The organism is Pseudomonas sp. A25(2017) (assembly GCF_002001065.1).
GTDB lineage: Bacteria > Pseudomonadota > Gammaproteobacteria > Pseudomonadales > Pseudomonadaceae > Aquipseudomonas > Aquipseudomonas kilonensis.
In genome coordinates this window covers 16,857-34,167 of record NZ_MUOA01000027.1, presented here as the reverse complement: position 1 = coordinate 34,167, position 17,311 = coordinate 16,857, and the positions used below count along the sequence as shown (strand labels likewise).

The 17,311-nt window shown below is 60.3% G+C and carries 17 protein-coding genes; 7 read left to right on the top strand and 10 right to left on the bottom strand.

Translation table 11 applies throughout. From position 1 onward, the window contains the following. Window positions 1-193: 193 nt before the first annotated feature. The 6 genes from B0E42_RS01180 to rplU form a co-directional block, all read right to left on the bottom strand. Window positions 194-2,230: a toxin-antitoxin system YwqK family antitoxin gene (locus B0E42_RS01180; protein ID WP_077505337.1), complete on the bottom strand. Its 2,037-nt coding sequence runs from the start codon at window positions 2,228-2,230 to the stop codon at window positions 194-196. Between the two features lie 81 nt (window positions 2,231-2,311). Then, entirely contained in the window at window positions 2,312-2,767 is a 456-nt protein-coding gene (locus tag B0E42_RS01175) for a CreA family protein (protein ID WP_003205733.1), read from the bottom strand. A gap of 9 nt (window positions 2,768-2,776) precedes the next feature. Next, entirely contained in the window at window positions 2,777-3,895 is a 1,119-nt protein-coding gene (proB, locus tag B0E42_RS01170; protein ID WP_018600988.1) for a glutamate 5-kinase, read from the bottom strand. Between the two features lie 327 nt (window positions 3,896-4,222). After that, a complete protein-coding gene (gene cgtA / locus B0E42_RS01165; protein ID WP_018600990.1) occupies window positions 4,223-5,446 on the bottom strand; it encodes an Obg family GTPase CgtA in 1,224 nt (407 codons plus the stop codon). Window positions 5,447-5,636: 190 nt separating this feature from the next. Then, window positions 5,637-5,894 (bottom strand): 50S ribosomal protein L27, encoded by a 258-nt coding sequence (gene rpmA / locus B0E42_RS01160; RefSeq protein ID WP_003176049.1) that lies wholly within the window; start codon window positions 5,892-5,894, stop codon window positions 5,637-5,639. A 35-nt stretch (window positions 5,895-5,929) separates the two neighbouring features. Continuing rightward, entirely contained in the window at window positions 5,930-6,244 is a 315-nt protein-coding gene (gene rplU, locus B0E42_RS01155) for a 50S ribosomal protein L21 (RefSeq protein ID WP_003176051.1), read from the bottom strand. Between the two features lie 239 nt (window positions 6,245-6,483). On the opposite strand from rplU, the gene B0E42_RS01150 reads away from it, so the two are divergent. The 3 genes from B0E42_RS01150 to B0E42_RS01135 all read left to right on the top strand — a co-directional run bounded on the left by B0E42_RS01150 (window position 6,484) and on the right by B0E42_RS01135 (window position 8,463). After that, window positions 6,484-7,452 (top strand): polyprenyl synthetase family protein, encoded by a 969-nt coding sequence (locus B0E42_RS01150; protein ID WP_018601012.1) that lies wholly within the window; start codon window positions 6,484-6,486, stop codon window positions 7,450-7,452. A gap of 205 nt (window positions 7,453-7,657) precedes the next feature. Continuing rightward, window positions 7,658-7,999, top strand: coding sequence for a zinc ribbon domain-containing protein YjdM (locus B0E42_RS01140; RefSeq protein WP_018601013.1), 342 nt, complete (start codon window positions 7,658-7,660; stop codon window positions 7,997-7,999). A gap of 206 nt (window positions 8,000-8,205) precedes the next feature. Continuing rightward, window positions 8,206-8,463 carry a hypothetical protein gene (locus tag B0E42_RS01135; protein ID WP_003205743.1) on the top strand — a complete coding sequence of 86 codons (258 nt, stop codon included), beginning with the start codon at window positions 8,206-8,208 and terminating at the stop codon, window positions 8,461-8,463. Between the two features lie 125 nt (window positions 8,464-8,588). Here the strand turns inward: B0E42_RS01135 and B0E42_RS01130 are convergent, their stop codons facing one another. The 4 genes from B0E42_RS01130 to B0E42_RS01115 all read right to left on the bottom strand — a co-directional run bounded on the left by B0E42_RS01130 (window position 8,589) and on the right by B0E42_RS01115 (window position 13,194). Next, window positions 8,589-9,206, bottom strand: coding sequence for an FKBP-type peptidyl-prolyl cis-trans isomerase (locus B0E42_RS01130; protein ID WP_024617322.1), 618 nt, complete (start codon window positions 9,204-9,206; stop codon window positions 8,589-8,591). A 204-nt stretch (window positions 9,207-9,410) separates the two neighbouring features. Then, window positions 9,411-9,899, bottom strand: coding sequence for a TIGR00645 family protein (locus B0E42_RS01125; protein WP_018601016.1), 489 nt, complete (start codon window positions 9,897-9,899; stop codon window positions 9,411-9,413). Between the two features lie 132 nt (window positions 9,900-10,031). Beyond that, window positions 10,032-10,373, bottom strand: coding sequence for a hypothetical protein (locus B0E42_RS01120; RefSeq protein WP_013694243.1), 342 nt, complete (start codon window positions 10,371-10,373; stop codon window positions 10,032-10,034). Window positions 10,374-10,755: 382 nt separating this feature from the next. Next, entirely contained in the window at window positions 10,756-13,194 is a 2,439-nt protein-coding gene (locus B0E42_RS01115) for a Lon protease family protein (RefSeq protein ID WP_014340288.1), read from the bottom strand. Window positions 13,195-13,482: 288 nt separating this feature from the next. Between B0E42_RS01115 and B0E42_RS01110 the strand changes: the two genes are divergently transcribed. From B0E42_RS01110 to B0E42_RS01095, 4 genes are all read left to right on the top strand, one after another. Continuing rightward, the gene (locus tag B0E42_RS01110; protein ID WP_003185616.1) at window positions 13,483-13,971 is read left to right on the top strand and encodes a DUF3015 domain-containing protein; all 489 of its coding nucleotides are present in this window, start codon (window positions 13,483-13,485) and stop codon (window positions 13,969-13,971) included. Between the two features lie 88 nt (window positions 13,972-14,059). Continuing rightward, window positions 14,060-15,913 carry a DUF4105 domain-containing protein gene (locus B0E42_RS01105; RefSeq protein ID WP_018601019.1) on the top strand — a complete coding sequence of 618 codons (1,854 nt, stop codon included), beginning with the start codon at window positions 14,060-14,062 and terminating at the stop codon, window positions 15,911-15,913. Window positions 15,914-16,017: 104 nt separating this feature from the next. Next, complete coding sequence (locus tag B0E42_RS01100; protein ID WP_077505318.1) at window positions 16,018-16,374, top strand: hypothetical protein; 357 nt, start codon at window positions 16,018-16,020, stop codon at window positions 16,372-16,374. A gap of 71 nt (window positions 16,375-16,445) precedes the next feature. Further along, window positions 16,446-16,937 (top strand): GreA/GreB family elongation factor, encoded by a 492-nt coding sequence (locus tag B0E42_RS01095; protein ID WP_053189883.1) that lies wholly within the window; start codon window positions 16,446-16,448, stop codon window positions 16,935-16,937. Window positions 16,938-17,311: the final 374 nt, after the last annotated feature.

The following is a 17,311-nucleotide window of genomic DNA, read 5'->3' as shown; positions in this document are numbered from 1 at the left end:
CCTGCGATTTGCCCCCAACCAGACCACTTACCCCTGTGGGAGCGAGCTTGCTCGCGAAAGCGGTGGGTCAGTTAGCAGTGATATTGACTGTGCAGCCGTCTTCGCGAGCAAGCCCGCTCCCACATTGGGTCTTCAGCGGGCATAAATTTTGTGCCCACCACAATCCCCCTGTGGGAGCAGGCTCACCCCCACATTATTCCCCAAAATTGAAAACCACCGGCTTCGGCGGAGGACAACCACCAGGTGGCGGGAAATTCTGCACACCCGCCTCGTCGTAGCCGGTATAACAACCCACTATCTTGTCGCCCTTGAAGTTCATACGGCGCTCAACCACACCCGTCGGGTAATAGTAGACCGTCTCACCTTCGCGCTTGGCGTACGAGTAGTCCTTGTATTCGCGCCCCTCGACCGTTATCAACCGAAAGCCCTGCTTGGCTTCAGAGAACTTCAACTGGCCATTGGGGTAGTACTCGTTACGAGTCACGCGATCATCAGGCCCCAACAGCACCTCCCGGACCTTGCGCCCATCCCGGGTGTGGCGGGCACTTTGCTCATTGCCGAACAGGTAATCACTCTCGGAGTCGAAATGCCCGTCGTTGAAAGCCCCGCGCTGCTTGCCGCAAAGCTTGATACGGGTGTATTTCCCATCAGGCACGTGGCAATAGTTCCTGTCCGCGATCAGCACCCCTGTCGCATCAAATGACTGCACGTTACCAATGGGCTCATCCCCCTCGTACGTTGCCACCGTATCGGACTGGCCATTGGGATGATAAAGACGAAAAGCACCTTCTCGCGAACCGTAACGCCACGAGATGTCCGACAGCAGCACGGCACCGTCGTCCGTGTAGGTCAGCGCCCGCCCTTCGATCTGGCCGTTGACGTAGTTGGCCGAATAGATGAGTTTGCCATTCGCCGCATAGGCTTCTTTCAATCCATCCAACACACCCGCGCGGTAATGCTCGACAAGCCGTAACACCCCTGCGGCGTCCACTTCACGCAACTCGCCTTGCTTTTTGTCGGCGACGAAATCGACGGTCTGGACACCACCGCTTTCCACCTTCAATGTCCAACGGCCTTCTCGGACACCTTGCACGTAACGCCCCTCACCCCACGGCATTTTCCAGTCACCGTGCTGCATCCCCTCCACGAAATCGCCGCGCCGGACCACCTCACCATGACGCACGCGCTCGGAAGGCCCGTCAAAATCGCCGTGTTTGTATGTATCGAAGCCGGAGATAGCCCCCTCATCGTCCTGCGCCTCGATCGTCCAGCGCCCCTCATAGAAATCGTCGACGATCATGCCCTTGGAAACCGTGCCGCCATCACTGACGACCCACGACCCCTGACGCAATCCATCCACATAGGCGCCGGTGGACGCGTAGCCCGACTCGTCGAACTCCATCCACTTGCCCACTCTCTTACCCTGGGCATACGAACCCAGCGCCCAGAGCCGCCCGTTACCCAAGAACGCCCACACCCCATCCTCGGAGCCCTGGTACACCGCTGGATCGGTTTCCCAGGCCATCCTGCTGACACGATAGGCAGAGCCCACATCCTCGTCCTGAGGCGGCACGCGCTCATAAGTCAGCGTGAGCCAGCGTCCCTCGCGCTGCTGGAACGTTTTTTTGTAGGTGTCGCGATGAGGATCCTCCGCTGGCTGCTCCGATGAAGCCGGGACGCCGTCAACACCAAAGTACCCCACCAGCGTGCCGTCGGCGGGATTGAGCGTGTCGAATTCAACGATACCGGTCTTGGGCAACACAGCGCTGTAATCGTAGGGCGGCAACTTGCCCAGCTCTTTCTGGACCAGCGCGGCAGTGAGGACCTTGCGATCAGCAGCGATACGATCCAATACCGGCTGCAACGCCTGAAGCCGGCGATACATACCGGTGGACGGTACGAAGCGATAACCATGAAGGGCGTACTGCCCCTTTGCCCGTGACAGCACGACCAACGTCTGGAGATCGCTGTCGAGGTTGGCGTAGAGCACCGACTCGACACTGGCATCGCCATACCGATCGAGCACTTGCGGCGCGCCATCCGGCGAATCGCACAGGCACGAATAGCCCACGACACCTTCCGCCTCGCGGATAAACGCCAGCGTCGCCCCACTCTCCTGGGAGCTTTTTATCAGCGGATGAGCCAGGGGCTTGGCGTTATAAAACGGTTCCGCCAAGGCCCCAGAGGAAAGGGAACAACCCAACACAAACAGCAGCAAAAACGCACGCATACGAATCCCTTCGCGCCAAAAGCACAACACATCCATGGAGATAAAAAAAGCGAGCCGATCGGCTCGCCCATCATTCGCTACTTAACGCCAAGGCAAGATCGGAATCGCCGTCACCGCATTCTGCGGGCTGCCCTCGATCACGCGATCGCTGTAGACCAGGTACACCAGCGTATTGCGTTTCTTGTCGAGGAATCGCACCACTTGCATGGTCTTGAACACCAGTGAAGTGCGCTCGCGGAACACCTCTTCGCCGTCCTTGAGCTCACCCTTGAAGCTGATCGGCCCCACCTGGCGGCAGGCGATGGACGCCTCGGCACGATCCTCGGCCAGGCCCAGGCCGCCTTTTACACCGCCAGTCTTGGCCCGCGACAGGTAACAGGTCACGCCATCCACCTTGGGATCGTCGAACGCCTCGACCACAATCCGGTCATTGGGCCCGACAAACTTGAACACCGTCGACACCTGGCCAATTTCTTCGGCCGAAGCCAGCAGCGGCACAGCCAGCAGCAAGCCGATCAATCCTTTTGCCAAACCCATGATTTTTCCTTAGACGAGGATCAGGTTGTCACGGTGAACCAGCTCGGGCTCCGCCATGTAACCCAACAGACCGACAATCGCATCAGACGACTGACCGATGATTTTCTGCGCTTCCAGTGCGCTGTAGTTGGCCAGGCCGCGGGCGATCTCACGACCGTCCGGAGCCACGCACACCACCATTTCGCCGCGACGGAAACTGCCCTGGACCAGCTTCACCCCCACTGGCAGCAGGCTTTTGTTGCCTTGGGACAGAGCCGTCACCGCACCGGCATCCAGTACCAAGGTGCCACGAGTCTGCAGATGCCCAGCCAGCCACTGCTTGCGCGCCGCCAACATGCCGCGCTCCGGGGAGAGCAAGGTGCCGATGCGCTCGCCAGCTTTCAAGCGATCCAGCACCCGCTCCAAGCGCCCACCCACGATGATGGTGTGAGCCCCGGACCGCGCCGCCAGACGCGCGGCGCGCAGCTTGGTCTGCATGCCACCACGGCCCAGCGCACCGCCCGTGCCACCCGCCACCGCGTCCAGCGCCGGATCATCGGCACGGGCTTCGTATATCAGCTTGGCATCGGGATTGTTGCGTGGATCGGCATCGAACATGCCGTCGCGATCCGTGAGAATCACCAGCAGATCCGCCTCCACCAGGTTCGCCACCAGCGCGGCCAGGGTGTCGTTATCGCCGAAACGGATCTCGTCGGTGACCACCGTGTCGTTCTCGTTGATCACCGGGATGACTTTCAGCTCTACCAATGCCCGCAAGGTACTGCGGGCATTGAGGTAACGCTTGCGGTCGGACAGGTCATCGTGGGTCAGCAGGATCTGCGCCGTATGGCGACCGTGCTCGGCAAAGCTCGACTCCCAAGCCTGCACCAGGCCCATCTGGCCGATGGCGGCGGCAGCCTGCAGCTCATGCATCGCGCTGGGTCGCGACGTCCAGCCCAGGCGACTCATACCGGCGGCCACAGCCCCGGAAGAGACCAATACCAGCTCGACGCCAGCCTCATGCAAGGCCACCATCTGCTCAACCCACACCGCCATTGCCTGGCGGTCCAGGCCCTTGCCATCTGCCGTCAGCAGTGCGCTGCCGATCTTCACGACCCAGCGCTGCGCACCCGTCACCTTGCTCCGCATCATCTTCAACCTTTGCCAGCGAACGGCGCGACCCAGCGCCGCCCATGGGATTATTCGTATTTGCGTTTTACAGATACCAAAACGCCGCTCGAATGAGCGGCGCCTTGGAAACCGGCTGGCTGCGATGATAACACCGCACTGGACCAGTTAATGCCAGCCACCCGAGAATCCTTGGGGGGATCAAGCCTGTGGGAGCAAAGCTTGCTCGCGATGGCCTCGTCACACTCAACACCTTGGCTGACTGCAAACCGCTATCGCGAGCAAGCTTTGCTCCCACAAATTCGCCCACACAGGTACTGGCTTCAGCTGAGTGGCATCAGCACAAGATCAGTCGCGGACGTAAATGATTTCCGGACCGTCCTCGTCATCCACATCTTCTTCGTCCCAATCGTCGTCACCGATGTCATGGACCGACTTGACGCCGCTGCGACGCAGGGCACGCTGGTCGTCCAGCGCCTGCAACTGGGCACGGGCCTCGTCTTCGATGCGCTGATCGAGCTCGGCCAGCTCTTCCTTGTAGGCCGGATCGTTGGCCAGGCGGTCGGCGCGATCTTCCAGGTAACGCATGATGTCGTGGCACAGGCGCTCGGTGCCGTCTTTGGCGATGGCCGAGATCACGTAGACCGGACCTTCCCACTCCAGGCGATCGACGATTTCCTTGACCCGCTCCTCATGCTCTTCCTCGAGGATCTGGTCGCACTTGTTCAGCACCAGCCAACGGTCGCGCTCGGCCAGGGCCGGGCTGAACTTGGTCAGTTCGTTGACGATGACTTCGGCGGCATCGGCGGCACTGGTTTCATCCAGCGGCGCCATGTCCACGAGGTGCAGCAACAGACGGGTACGGGACAAGTGCTTGAGGAAACGAATCCCCAGGCCTGCGCCCTCGGAAGCCCCTTCGATCAACCCTGGAATGTCGGCGATTACGAAACTCTTCCAGCGGTCGACGCTGACCACGCCCAGGTTCGGCACCAGGGTGGTGAACGGGTAATCGGCCACTTTCGGCTTGGCCGCCGACACCGAGCGAATGAAGGTACTTTTACCGGCGTTCGGCAGACCCAGCAGGCCCACGTCGGCCAGTACCTTCATTTCCAGCTTCAGGTCACGCTGCTCGCCTGGCTTGCCTGGCGTGGTCTGGCGCGGCGCACGGTTGGTACTGGATTTGAAGCGGGTGTTGCCCAGGCCGTGCCAGCCGCCATGGACGACCAGCAGACGCTGACCAGCCTTGGTCAGGTCGCCAATCACTTCCTGGGTGGCCGAATCGATCACCGTGGTGCCGACTGGCACGCGCAGGATCAGGTCTTCGCCCTTCTTGCCGGTGCAGTCGGTGCTGCCGCCGTTGGAGCCACGCTCGGCATCGAAGTGCCGGGTGTAACGGTAGTCCACCAGGGTGTTGAGGTTTTCGTCGGCGAGCATGTAGATCGAGCCGCCGTCGCCCCCGTCACCGCCGTTCGGGCCACCGTTTTCAATGAACTTTTCCCGACGGAAACTCATGCAACCATTGCCGCCGTCGCCGGCCTTTACTCGAATCGATACTTCATCAACAAACTTCATGACACACGCCTCTCGCCATACGGACGAGCCAAAAAAACAAGACATAAGACTCTTGCAAAAATGAGCGCAGCGACCTGATGACACGCCCCAACCGCAGCGCCGACAGCCCATACAAACAGTTTTGCAAGAGACTCACCCCACAAACGAAAAAGCCCCGTCGCAAGACAGGGCTTTTCCAGCGATCTCGCAATTAAGCTGCGACAACGCTCACGTAACGGCGGTTGAACGCGCCCTTTACTTCAAACTTGATCACGCCTTCGATTTTCGCGAAGAGGGTGTGATCTTTACCCATGCCAACACCGTAACCGGCGTGGAATTGGGTGCCGCGCTGACGCACGATGATGTTGCCCGGAATGATTTTCTGGCCGCCATACATCTTCACGCCAAGGCGTTTGGCTTCTGAGTCGCGACCGTTACGGGTACTACCACCAGCTTTTTTGTGTGCCATGAGTTCAATTCTCCTAGTGAGGAATTAGGCTGAAATTAAGCCTGAATACCGGTGATTTTGATCTCGGTGTACCACTGGCGGTGGCCCATACGCTTCATGTGGTGCTTACGGCGACGGAACTTGATGATGCGGACTTTATCGTGACGACCTTGGGAGATCACTTCAGCCACAACGGTAGCGCCAGCAACGACTGGAGCGCCGATATTCACGTCGTCGCCATTGGCGACCAACAGAACGCGATCAAAAGTCACGGATTCGCCGGTAGCGATTTCCAGTTTCTCGATCTTCAGGTATTCACCTGGGGCGACCTTGTATTGCTTGCCACCAGTAACAATTACTGCGTACGACATGGTATTTCTCCGATAATCCTGCTCACCCAGCGCTTTATAAGAAGAGGTATTGGCTGGCATGGCTGCATGGGCTGGAAGGCCCTGGTGCAATTGCGTAAGGCAGGTGCTGCCCAGGAAGTTCAGGGTGCGCGATTGTACGCAAGGCGCAACAGCCTTGCAAGTAGCCGTCCATCGCGCCTTGACAGGCCTGGGTGGGGGTCCTAGCATGCCGCGCAACCCTTCTGGAGCACCTGTCGCTGATGCAACCCCAAGCTTTCTACCGCGCGGTGGCGGACGATTTTAGCGCCGTCGACGGCATCATCAAGAAACAGCTGACTTCCCGAGTGCCGCTGGTATCGAAAATCGGCGACTACATCACATCGGCTGGCGGTAAACGCCTGCGTCCTTTATTGGTGCTGTTGTGCGGCAAGGCCCTGGGTCGCGAAGGCGACGACATGCGCCTGCTGGCCGCCACCATCGAGTTCCTGCACACCGCGACCCTGCTGCACGACGACGTGGTCGACATGTCCGGCATGCGGCGTGGCCGTTCGACCGCCAACGCCATGTGGGGCAATGCTCCCAGCGTGCTGGTAGGCGACTTCCTGTATTCGCGCTCGTTCGAAATGATGGTCGAGCTGGGCTCGATGCCGGTGATGAAAATCCTGTCCCAGGCCACGCGTATCATCGCCGAAGGCGAAGTGCTGCAGTTGTCCAAGGTGCGCGATGCCAGCACCACCGAAGAAACCTACATGGAAGTCATCCGCGGCAAGACCGCGATGCTCTTCGAAGCCTCGACCCACAGCGCCGCGGCCCTGGCCGGTGCCAGCGCCGAGCAGAGCGAAGCCCTGCGCACCTTCGGCGACCACCTGGGCGTGGCTTTCCAGTTGGTGGACGACCTGCTCGACTACAAGGGCGACGCCGAGACCCTGGGCAAGAACGTCGGTGACGACCTGGCCGAAGGCAAGCCGACCCTGCCGCTGATCTACACCATGCGTGAGGGCACGCCTGAACAGGCAGCACTGGTACGCCAGGCGATCCAGAAAGGCGGGATCGAAGACCTGGAAAGCATCCGTGTCGCGGTCGAAGCCTCCGGCTCGCTGGACTACACCGCGAACCTGGCCCGGGACTACGTTGCCCGCGCGATCAAATGCCTCGACGCCCTGCCGCCCAGCGAATACCGCGATGCGCTGGTGGAGCTGAGCGAGTTTGCAGTGGCGCGTACGCACTGATCCACAAGGGGCTTTTTGTGGGAGCAAGGCTTGCCCGCGATACCGGCGACTCGGTCTCTGAAGGATCGCATCGCCGCCATCGCGAGCAAGCTTTGCTCCCACAAATCCCTCGCCGTAAGATCTCCAAACGCAGCACCGCCCTCTTTCGCAACAAAACCCTATATAATGTGCGCCCTTTTGCCCTCCTGATACCCAAGGAACCTTAGTGAGCACGTTGCCTCCCTGCCCGAAATGCAATTCCGAATACACCTACGAAGACGGTACCCAACTGGTCTGCCCGGAGTGTGCCCACGAATGGTCCGCCAGCGGCGAAGCTGAAGCGGCGCCCGACGATACCGTGAAGAAAGATTCGGTCGGCAACGTCCTGCAGGACGGCGACACCATCACCGTGATCAAGGACCTCAAGGTCAAGGGCACGTCGCTGGTGGTCAAGGTCGGCACCAAGGTCAAGAACATCCGCCTGTGCGATGGCGACCACGACATCGACTGCAAGATCGACGGCATCGGCCCGATGAAACTCAAATCCGAGTTCGTCAGAAAAGTCTGATTCTGCTGTATTCCATCCCACGCCCCGCGTGTGGGATGGAGCTTCGCCCTCTGCGCTTCGCCCCCATTTCTCGGACATTAGCCAAGTGCCAGCCGTCCTGAGCTGCCATAACCCATCGTCAGAAAAACAATCGCAAGGCCAATAGAGACTTGCTATTTAGCGAATAAGAATTATTCTCATCGAACCCCATCAAGGAGATGAGAACCATGACTTATTTGATCGATGCCTGGCTGGACCGCCCACATCCCTACCTCAGGATCCTGCATCGGGAAACCGGGGAAGTCTGTGCGGTGCTTGAAGAAGAAGCCTTGAACGAGCTGCAGGACCAGGGGGATCTGGACCTCAACAGCCTCAATTCCAGCGAACCGTTGGTGCTCAAGGAGCTGGTGCGCAATCTGTTCCTGTTCTGCTACGCCAGGGCGTTGCGCCCGACGGGTGATTTCAGCGGCAGGTTCCACGGATGAAGCATCAAACCCTGTGGGAGCGAGCCTGCTCGCGAAGCGGTGTGTCATTCAACATCGATATCGACTGACTGACCGCCATCGCGAGCAGGCTCGCTCCCACAAAAGTCTGTTTAAGCGTTGATGTCTTACAGTACGTCCAACAACTCGACGTCAAACACCAGCACGCTGTGCGGTGGAATGCTGCCAACGCCTTGAGCGCCGTAAGCCAGTTCGCTCGGCACGTACAGGCGCCATTTGCTGCCGGCGTTCATCAGTTGCAGGGCTTCGGTCCAGCCTGGGATCACGCCGCCTACCGGGAATTCGGCTGGCTGGCCACGATCGTAGGAGCTGTCGAACACGGTGCCGTCGATCAGGGTGCCGTGGTAATGGGTACGCACCTGGTCTTCACGGGTCGGCTTGGCGCCTTCACCTTGGGTCAGCACTTCGAATTGCAGGCCGGATGCCAGGGTGGTGATGCCTTCACGCTTGGCGTTTTCGGCCAGGAACGCACGGCCTTCGCCAGCAGCGGCTTCAGCCTTGGCAGCGGCTTCGGCTTGCATGATTTCGCGAATGACCTTGAAGCTGGCGGACATCTCGTCCTGGCCCACGCGGCTTGGCTTGCCGGCGAACGCGTCGGTCAGGCCGACCAGGATGGCGTCCAGGCTCACGCCCGGTGGCGGGTTGTCGCGCAGTTGGTCGCCCAACTGACGGCCAATGCCGTAGCTGACGCGGGTTTCATCGGTGGACAGGTTAACTTCGGACATGATGCTGCTCCGCTGTGCGGACGGCTCGAGAGTTGCCGTGCGTGACACAGCGCCTCCCGGAGCGCCCGGAACCAAAAGGGCGAGCAGACTAGCACAGATGCCACCACGGGTGACGAGCACCCTGCGTCAAAGCAAGCCGCCAGAAACGACAACGCCCGCCTGCAATTCTACAGGCGGGCGTTGCGCCAGCGCGGTGAACGGACCTTAGTGTTTGGTCAGTTTGTCCAGGTAGCCCATGGCAAATGCCGAGACCACGAAGGTCATGTGGATGATCACGTACCACATCAGGTGCTCGGGATCGACGTTCTTGGCGTCCATGAAAATGCGCAGCAGGTGGATGGAGGAAATGGCCACGATCGAGGCAGCGACTTTCATCTTCAGCGACGAAGAGTCCATGGTGCCCAGCCAGTTGAGCTTTTCCTTGTCGTCGGCGATATCCAGCTGCGAAACGAAGTTCTCGTAGCCGGAAATCATCACCATCACCAGCAGGCCACCCACCAGCGCCATGTCGATCAACGACAGCAGCACCAGGATCAGCTCGGACTCGGCCATGGCAAACACATTGGGGATGATGTGAAAGACTTCCTGGAAGAATTTCAGCGCCAAGGCCAGCAGGCCCAGGGACAGACCGAAGTAGATCGGCGCCAGCAGCCAACGGGAGGCGTACATTGCGTTTTCGATAAAGCGTTCCATTGAATCTCACACCTGGGCTGAAAAATCGCGGCGAGTATATCAGCCACGACCGGCCCCACAAATGCCGGGCCCCTCCCTGGTCCCTGCCCTTGTGTCAAAACTTTACTGCCGGTGCCCGTGCGGTGATGGCCTTCAATGCAGCGGACGAAATTCGAAACCGCCGACATTGCGACAACGGCCGCCATTGATTTCACGCAGTTGGGCTTGCATGTGCAGGGACCAGATCTGCGGGTCGTCGGCCAGCTCATAGCCGTGCAAGGTCAGGCTTTGCACAATGGTATCGAGGATGGATTCGGCGGCAGTCGGGCCGGGAAATGGCCCCTGGGCCTTGATGGCGGAGGGTTGTTCGCCAGCCATTCCGGCGGCGAAGAGCAAGGTCCACATACCGGTATCTCCCGCCAGGGGGCGGATGGCGCATTCGATACGGGTGACAAGGCCCAGGCATTGACGAGTGAGGCAAAGGTTGCGCGACATGGCGGCGCCCCTCGGTAGATCCGGTATTTCAGTCTCGGGAAGAGGCTGTTTCGATCCGATGATGGCTCTCGTTATCCTTGAGCTGAGGATAGAAGAAAAGTTCCGGTCGCAAGGACTTTCGAGACCAGAATACGCCGAGCGGTCACAGTGTGAATATTGACGCCAAAGTGGTGGCGTTTTTTAGTGATAATCCACAAAACATTGATTGTGAGAGCAAGCCTGTGGGAGCAAAGCTTGCTCGCGATGGGGTTGTCACATGCAACATTTCTGTTGACTGGACAAACGCTATCGCGAGCAAGCTTTGCTCCCACAGGCTTTGCTCCCACGGCTGTTCTCCCACAAGCTCGCTCCCACAGGAGGGCTTGCGGCGGTCAGGAAAACATCAAGCCGGCTTGGCCTCCGCCAGAGCCTGCTGCGCCAGTTCCTTTTCCGCTTCCTTGATGTCGTCTTCGCTGATCATCTCCGCGATCACCCGCAGCCGCTCCACCACGCGGGCGTTGACGCTGCCCTCGGGGAACTCGCCGTTTTCGTCCGGCTCGCCGGCAGGCTCGCCCACCAGCAGGCTCAGGGCTTCGTCGGCCTGGCGCACGGCATAGACGTGGAACTGCCCGGCGCGCACGGCGGCCAGCACTTTCTCGTCGAGCATCAGGGTCGCGACGTTGGCCTGGGGAATGATCGCCCCCTGCTCACCGGTCAGCCCACGGGCTTCGCAGAGGCGGAAGAAGCCTTCGATCTTCTCGTTGACCCCGCCCACCGCCTGCACTTCACCGAACTGGTTGATCGAGCCGGTGATGGCGAAGCACTGCTTGAGCGGCGTCTTCGACAAGGCCGAGATCAGCGTACACGCCTCGCCCAGGGACGCGCTGTCGCCGTCCACGTAACCGTAGGACTGCTCCAGCGCGATACTGGCCGAGATCGCCAGCGGGAACTCCTGGGCATAACGGCTACCCAGGTAACCGGTCAGAATCATCACGCCCTTGGAGTGGATCGGCTGGCCGAGGTTGACCTCCCGCTCGATGTCGACGATGCCGCTGCCGCCCGGGTACACCGTGGCGGAAATCCGCGCGGGTACACCAAACGCAGAGTCGCCGACCTCGAGTACCGTCAGCCCGTTGCATTTGCCCACGGCCGCACCCGCGGTGTCGATCAGGATGATCCCGGCGAGCATGTCGTCGAGGATTCGCGCCGAGACACGCCCGGTACGGGTGGCCTTGGCCTTGAGGGCGCGTTCGATGTGGCCGGCGTCGGTCATCTCGTCACCGGCCAGTTGGCGAATGAAATCCGCCTCGCTGACCAGTTGGAACAGGTCACCGATGCGCGCCGACAAGCGCCCCTGGTGTTCGGCCAGACGCGCACTGTAGGTCGCCAGGCGCGCCACCGCGTCGGCGGTCAGCGGCGCCATGCCCTCTTCCGAAGTGCGGGTCTTGAGCAACTGGGCGAACTGCTCCAGGCTCTCGTCGCCCATTGGGATGTCTTCGTCGAAATCCACCAGCACGCGAAACATTTCCTGGAAGTCCGGATCCAGGTCCTGCAAGGCGTAGTAGAGCTGGCGGGCGCCAATGATCACGACCTTGACCTGCAACGGGATGTGCTGCGGCGTCAGGGTCACCGTGGCCAGCCGACCCAGCTCACCCAACGGCGATTCCATTTTCAGCTTGCGCGATTGCAGGGCACGCTTGAGCGCATCCCACACGAACGGCTCACCGAGCATTTTTTCCGCTTCCAGAATCAGGAAACCGCCGTTGGCCCGGTGCAAGGCGCCCGGACGCAACTGCCGGTAGGTGGTGTAGAGCGCCCCCTGGTCGGTGCTGTATTCGATGCGACCAAACAGGTTGTCGTAAGTCGGGTGCGGCTCGAACACCACTGGCGCGCCGCCACTGAACGGATGCCCGACCACCAGGCTCGGGGCGTACTGTTCCTCCAGCAGCTTGCGGGCGATGGCGTCGGTCTTGCTGTCGTCCACCAATTGCTCGACCACGGTCTTGAGCAGATAGACCTGCATGGCCTGCAGGTAGCCGCAGACCGCAGCGTTCTCTGCGTATTTCTCCGACAAGGGTGCCAGCAACGGTTGCAGGGCCAGGGTGATGGTTTCTTCGTTGAGGTGGCGCAACTGGTTGCTGGACTCGCGCTTCCATTGCGGCAGGCTGGCGAGCTCTTCGTTCAAGCGCTCTTCCAGGCCCGAGATGTCCTCATGGAAACGCTCGCGCTCGGCTTCCGGCAACTGGGCGAATTCCGCTTCATCCAGGGCCTTGCCTTCGCTCATCGGCGTGAAGGCGATGTTGCTGCTGTCACGGTACAGCGCGACATCCTTCTCCAGCGCCAGGCGCTCGATCACATCCAGGGCGCGGTCGTAGCGCTGGTTGAAGGCGCGGTCGATGGCGCTTTTCTTCTGCTGATAGGACGGGTGCTCGAACACCGCCGGGAAGGTCGCCAGCAGGTTGTCGATCAGGCCGTTGATGTCGGTGATGAAAGCACCGGCCGTGCCTGACGGCAGCTCCAGGGCACGGGGTTCGCGGGGCTCATCGAAGTTGTTGACGTAGACCCAGTCCGCCGGGGTCTGCAGGCGCTTGCCTTCGGCCTTGAGGTAGCGTTTGACGAACGAAAACCGGCCAGTGCCGGGCTCACCCATGACGAATACGTTGTAACCGGGGCGCGGCATGGCCACGCCGAACTGCAAGGCTTCGACCGCACGTTCCTGGCCAAGCACACCGCGGAAGGGCTCCAGATCATTGGTGGTAGAGAAGCTGAACTGTTCAGCGGAAAACGGACGGGTCAGCGCTTCGGGCGCTAGACGCAAGCTGGCAGCAACAGGATCAGGCATCGGGCTTCCTTACATCAGGCGGGGCAGATAGCGGCATTCTGGCGCTGCCTGTACCTGACTGGCAAGGAGCGCCTCTGCCCAAAGCATAGTCAATGGGAAAACCTCGGGCGGGGCCCAGCAGACAGGCGATCCCCAGCAATGTTTTTGCAAAATGTCACGGAACCCCAGGATCGTGCCTAAACTCCAAACTGCGCGGCTGGAACAATAACCGGCCCACTGGCGCTTAGCTCAACAGGAACGAAGGTGCCAGACCCTGTCCATCGGTATGCACATAAAGAGAACATAGCTATGAAACGGATTCTTCTCGGTACTCTCTTCACCGCTGTATCCATCAACGCCATGGCTCAGGCGCCGGGCGGCCCGGATTGCGGCTGGGGCAACATGCTGTTCGAAGGTCAGCGTGGCACTCCGGCACACTTCCTGGCATCCACTACCAACGGCACTTCCGGTAACGCTACCTTCGGCATGACATCCGGCACCAACGGTTGCTCGACCAACGCGGCACTGACCTACGGTGGCAAGTCCTGGCTGGCCATGAATGGCATGATGAACGAGCTGTCCGAAGACATGGCCAAGGGTCAAGGCGAAGCGCTGACCACCTACGCCGTGGTACTGGGCGTAGCGCCGGAAGACCGCGCACATTTCTCCGCCGTCACCCACGAGCACTTCCAGCAGATCTTCAGCAAGGCTGACGTGACCGCCGAAGACGTGCATACCAACACCCTGGCCGTGCTGAAAAGCGATCCTCGCCTGGCCAAGTACGCCACTCAAGCTTAAGCTCGACACCACTCGCTCCTCTCGGGGAGCGGGTTTTCTTTTTGGGGCCCCTTCGGTCTTTATTTTTCGCCTTTCCAAGTAGCCGACTATGCTCAAACGCCTTGCCTGGCTGGCGCTCTGTGTGTGCGCCCCGCTGTCCGCCGCGCCTCATGTCGACCCTCAACGTTTGCAGCAACTGGCCAATGACCGCTTCTGGATTTCCCTGGGCCACTACGAAACCGCCAAGCTTGGCGGTTGGCGCAGCTATATCAGCGACAAGAAATTCTTCCTCGCGCCCGATGGCAACGAACATCCCGAGCGTGAACTGAGCGCCACGCTAAAAGCCCTGTACGGCCCGGCCAGCGCCGGCCAGCAGCATGCCCAGTGCGTGTACCCGGCGCGAACGCGCTGGCTCAAGGCCCAGCTCAACCTGACGGATCTGCCGGCCGTTGACTGCAGCGACTTCAACCAATGGTTCAAGGACGTCTCGCCCCACAGCGCGGTGATGATCTTCCCCGCTGCGTACCTGAACAGTCCCTCCTCGATGTTCGGCCACACCCTGCTGCGCATCGACCAGGCCGATGTGCAAAGCGACAAGACCGCCCTGCTCAGCTATGCGATCAATTTCGGCGCCTACATCGAAGGCTCGGACAACAGCATCCTCTATGCCTGGAAGGGCCTGATGGGCGGCTATCCCGGCCTGTTCGCCCTGGTGCCGTACCAGGAAAAACTCTCCGAGTACCGTAGCCTGGAGAACCGCGACCTGTGGGAATATCGCCTGAACCTGAGCCAGGCGGAAACCGAGCGCATGGTCGAGCACGTCTGGGAACTCAAGCAGATTCAGTTCGACTATTTTTTCTTCGACGAAAACTGCTCCTATCGCCTGCTCGAATTGCTGCAAGTGGCTCGCCCTAGCCTGCGCCTGACTGAACAGTTCCCGCTGACCGCGATTCCCACCGACACCGTCAAGGCAGTGAAAGAAGCTGGCCTGGTGGAAAGCATCCAGTATCGACCGTCCCGTGAACGGGAACTGCTCAGCCGCGCCGAACCGCTCAGCGACGATGAACAGCAATGGGTACTGAAAGTCAGCGCCGACCAGCAGCAACTGCAAGCCCCCGGCTTCAAGGCGCTGCCGCGCAAACGCCAGGCGCTGGTCATCGATGCGGCCTATCGCCTGGAGCGCTATCGCGCCAACGGCCAGGAGCGCGATCCGCAGCGCTCCCAGCGCAGTTTCGAACTGTTGCGGGCGATCAATCAGAACCCCGCGCCGGAGCTCGATATCCCGCAACCGGGCCTGCCCGAGGACGGTCACCAATCGCGCACCTGGCAGGCCGGCCTCGGCACGCGAGGCGACCGGGCGTTCGGTGAGTATGGCTTGCGCATGGCCTATCACGATCTCAACGACAACGTCGAGAGCTTCCCCTTGGGCGCACAGATCGAAATCCTGCAATTGAAACTGCGCCAGTACGAAGGCAATGACTGGCAGGTGCAACAACTGGACCTGGCGACCATTCGCTCCCTGACCCCACGCAACGAGCTGCTGCAACCGCTGTCCTGGCAGGTCACCGGCGGCCTGGAGCGGGTGCCAGGCAAACACGACGACGAAACCCTGGTCAGCCACGTCAACGGCGGCGCGGGTGGCACCTGGGCGCTGGGCGAAGAGGTGCTGGGCTTTGCTCTGGGCACGGTGCGGGTCGAGCACAACAACGACTTCGCCCAATTCATCGCCCCGGCTGCCGGTTTCAACAGCGGTGTGTTGTGGAAAAACCCGCTGGGCAACCTGAGCCTGGAAGCCAAGGGTGATTATTTCGTCAACGGCGAAGTGCGTCGCAGCCTGAGCCTCAATCAGCAATGGGAATTGTCCCGCAACCTGGGCCTGCGCCTGAGTGCCCAGCGAGAATTCAGCCAATTGGCCTCGCCGGAGAACGAGGTGATGCTCGAGGTGAAGTGGTACCACTACTGACAAAGGCAGGCGCAACGAACGGATTAATCACCGCGCTTTCACGCCTTACTGACGAATCCACTCCTAGACTTCTTGTATGAGCGGGATTCGGCAGGAAAGCAGAAATGAAGCGTGCGGCAATGGTCCTGAGTGTGTTGATGTTGCTCGGTGGCTGTGAAACCACCCACGAAGACCTGATCGCCCGGGGTTATCCACCAGCGTTCGCCGACGGCTACGACGACGGTTGCAGCAGTGGCCGGCAAGCCGCCGGGGTGATCACCGGCCAATTCAGGAAAGACGTGCCGCGTTACCTCAAGGATCCGCGCTACGCCGAAGGCTGGAGCGATGGTTTCCGCCAGTGCCAGGCCATGCGCGAGAGCGAAGAGCGTAATGCCTATCGCGAACGCCATTGGGACGAACGTGAACGGGCCTGGCAGCAACAGAAAGACCAGGACGCCGCCCGGGCTTATCGCTCGCCGTAAGTCGCGTACAGACATTCGTCGAAACCAAAAGCCTGCGATCATGGCCAAAACTCCAACTAGAGGAGAACGCCATGAGTCGCGCCTTCGTCAACGAAGACAACGCCGCTGCCCAGGCCGACCAGCCGGTCGAACGCCAGGTCAGCGCGCAACCCAACTACGTCACACCCACCGGACTGGCCCAGCTACAGGCCCGGGTCGCCGAGTTGCAGGCGCTGCACGGCCAGCCGGCGAGCCAAGGGGAACTGGCCGACAAGCAGCGGATCGCCGACCTTGAACGGGATCTGCGCTATTTCACGCAGCGCCTGCAAAGCGCCCAGGTCGTTGCGCCGACTTCATCCGATCAAGTGCGAATCGGACACTGGGTGACCTTTGTCGATGAGCATGATCATGAGCAGCGGGTGCAATTGGTCGGGGAAGACCAGGCCGATGCGGCCAATGGGCTGATCAACTGGGGCTCGCCGCTGGGGCGGGCGTTGCTGGGGGCCAAGCCAGGGGATGAGGTGACTTGGGAGCGGCCAGCCGGGAATCTCATCATTGAAGTCATTGCTATCGACCTTGAGTGATCCTGGTCGACAGACTTTTGTCGGTGCGGTGACAAGAACGCGCACCAGCTCCGTCGAACTGCAACTAGAGAACACTGACTTATACACCTATAGCAACATGTAACCGCAACATAAAGTTATAACGACAAATTTGTGTTAAACCAACAGCGTGCTACTGTTTTCCCGCACTTCAACCCGTGCACAACAAAAAAGGGAAACACATAATGAGCGAACGAATATTGGCAATGCCTGGTGACTTCGACAGCGACCTAAAGTCCTACCCACAGGTGAACAACCTCGGTATCGAATCAGCGGCGCTGACCATTATCAAATGCGGCACCATAGAGTGCACCGCGATTTCTTGTTAAACCCTGTAATAACCTGCAGCGCAGGTA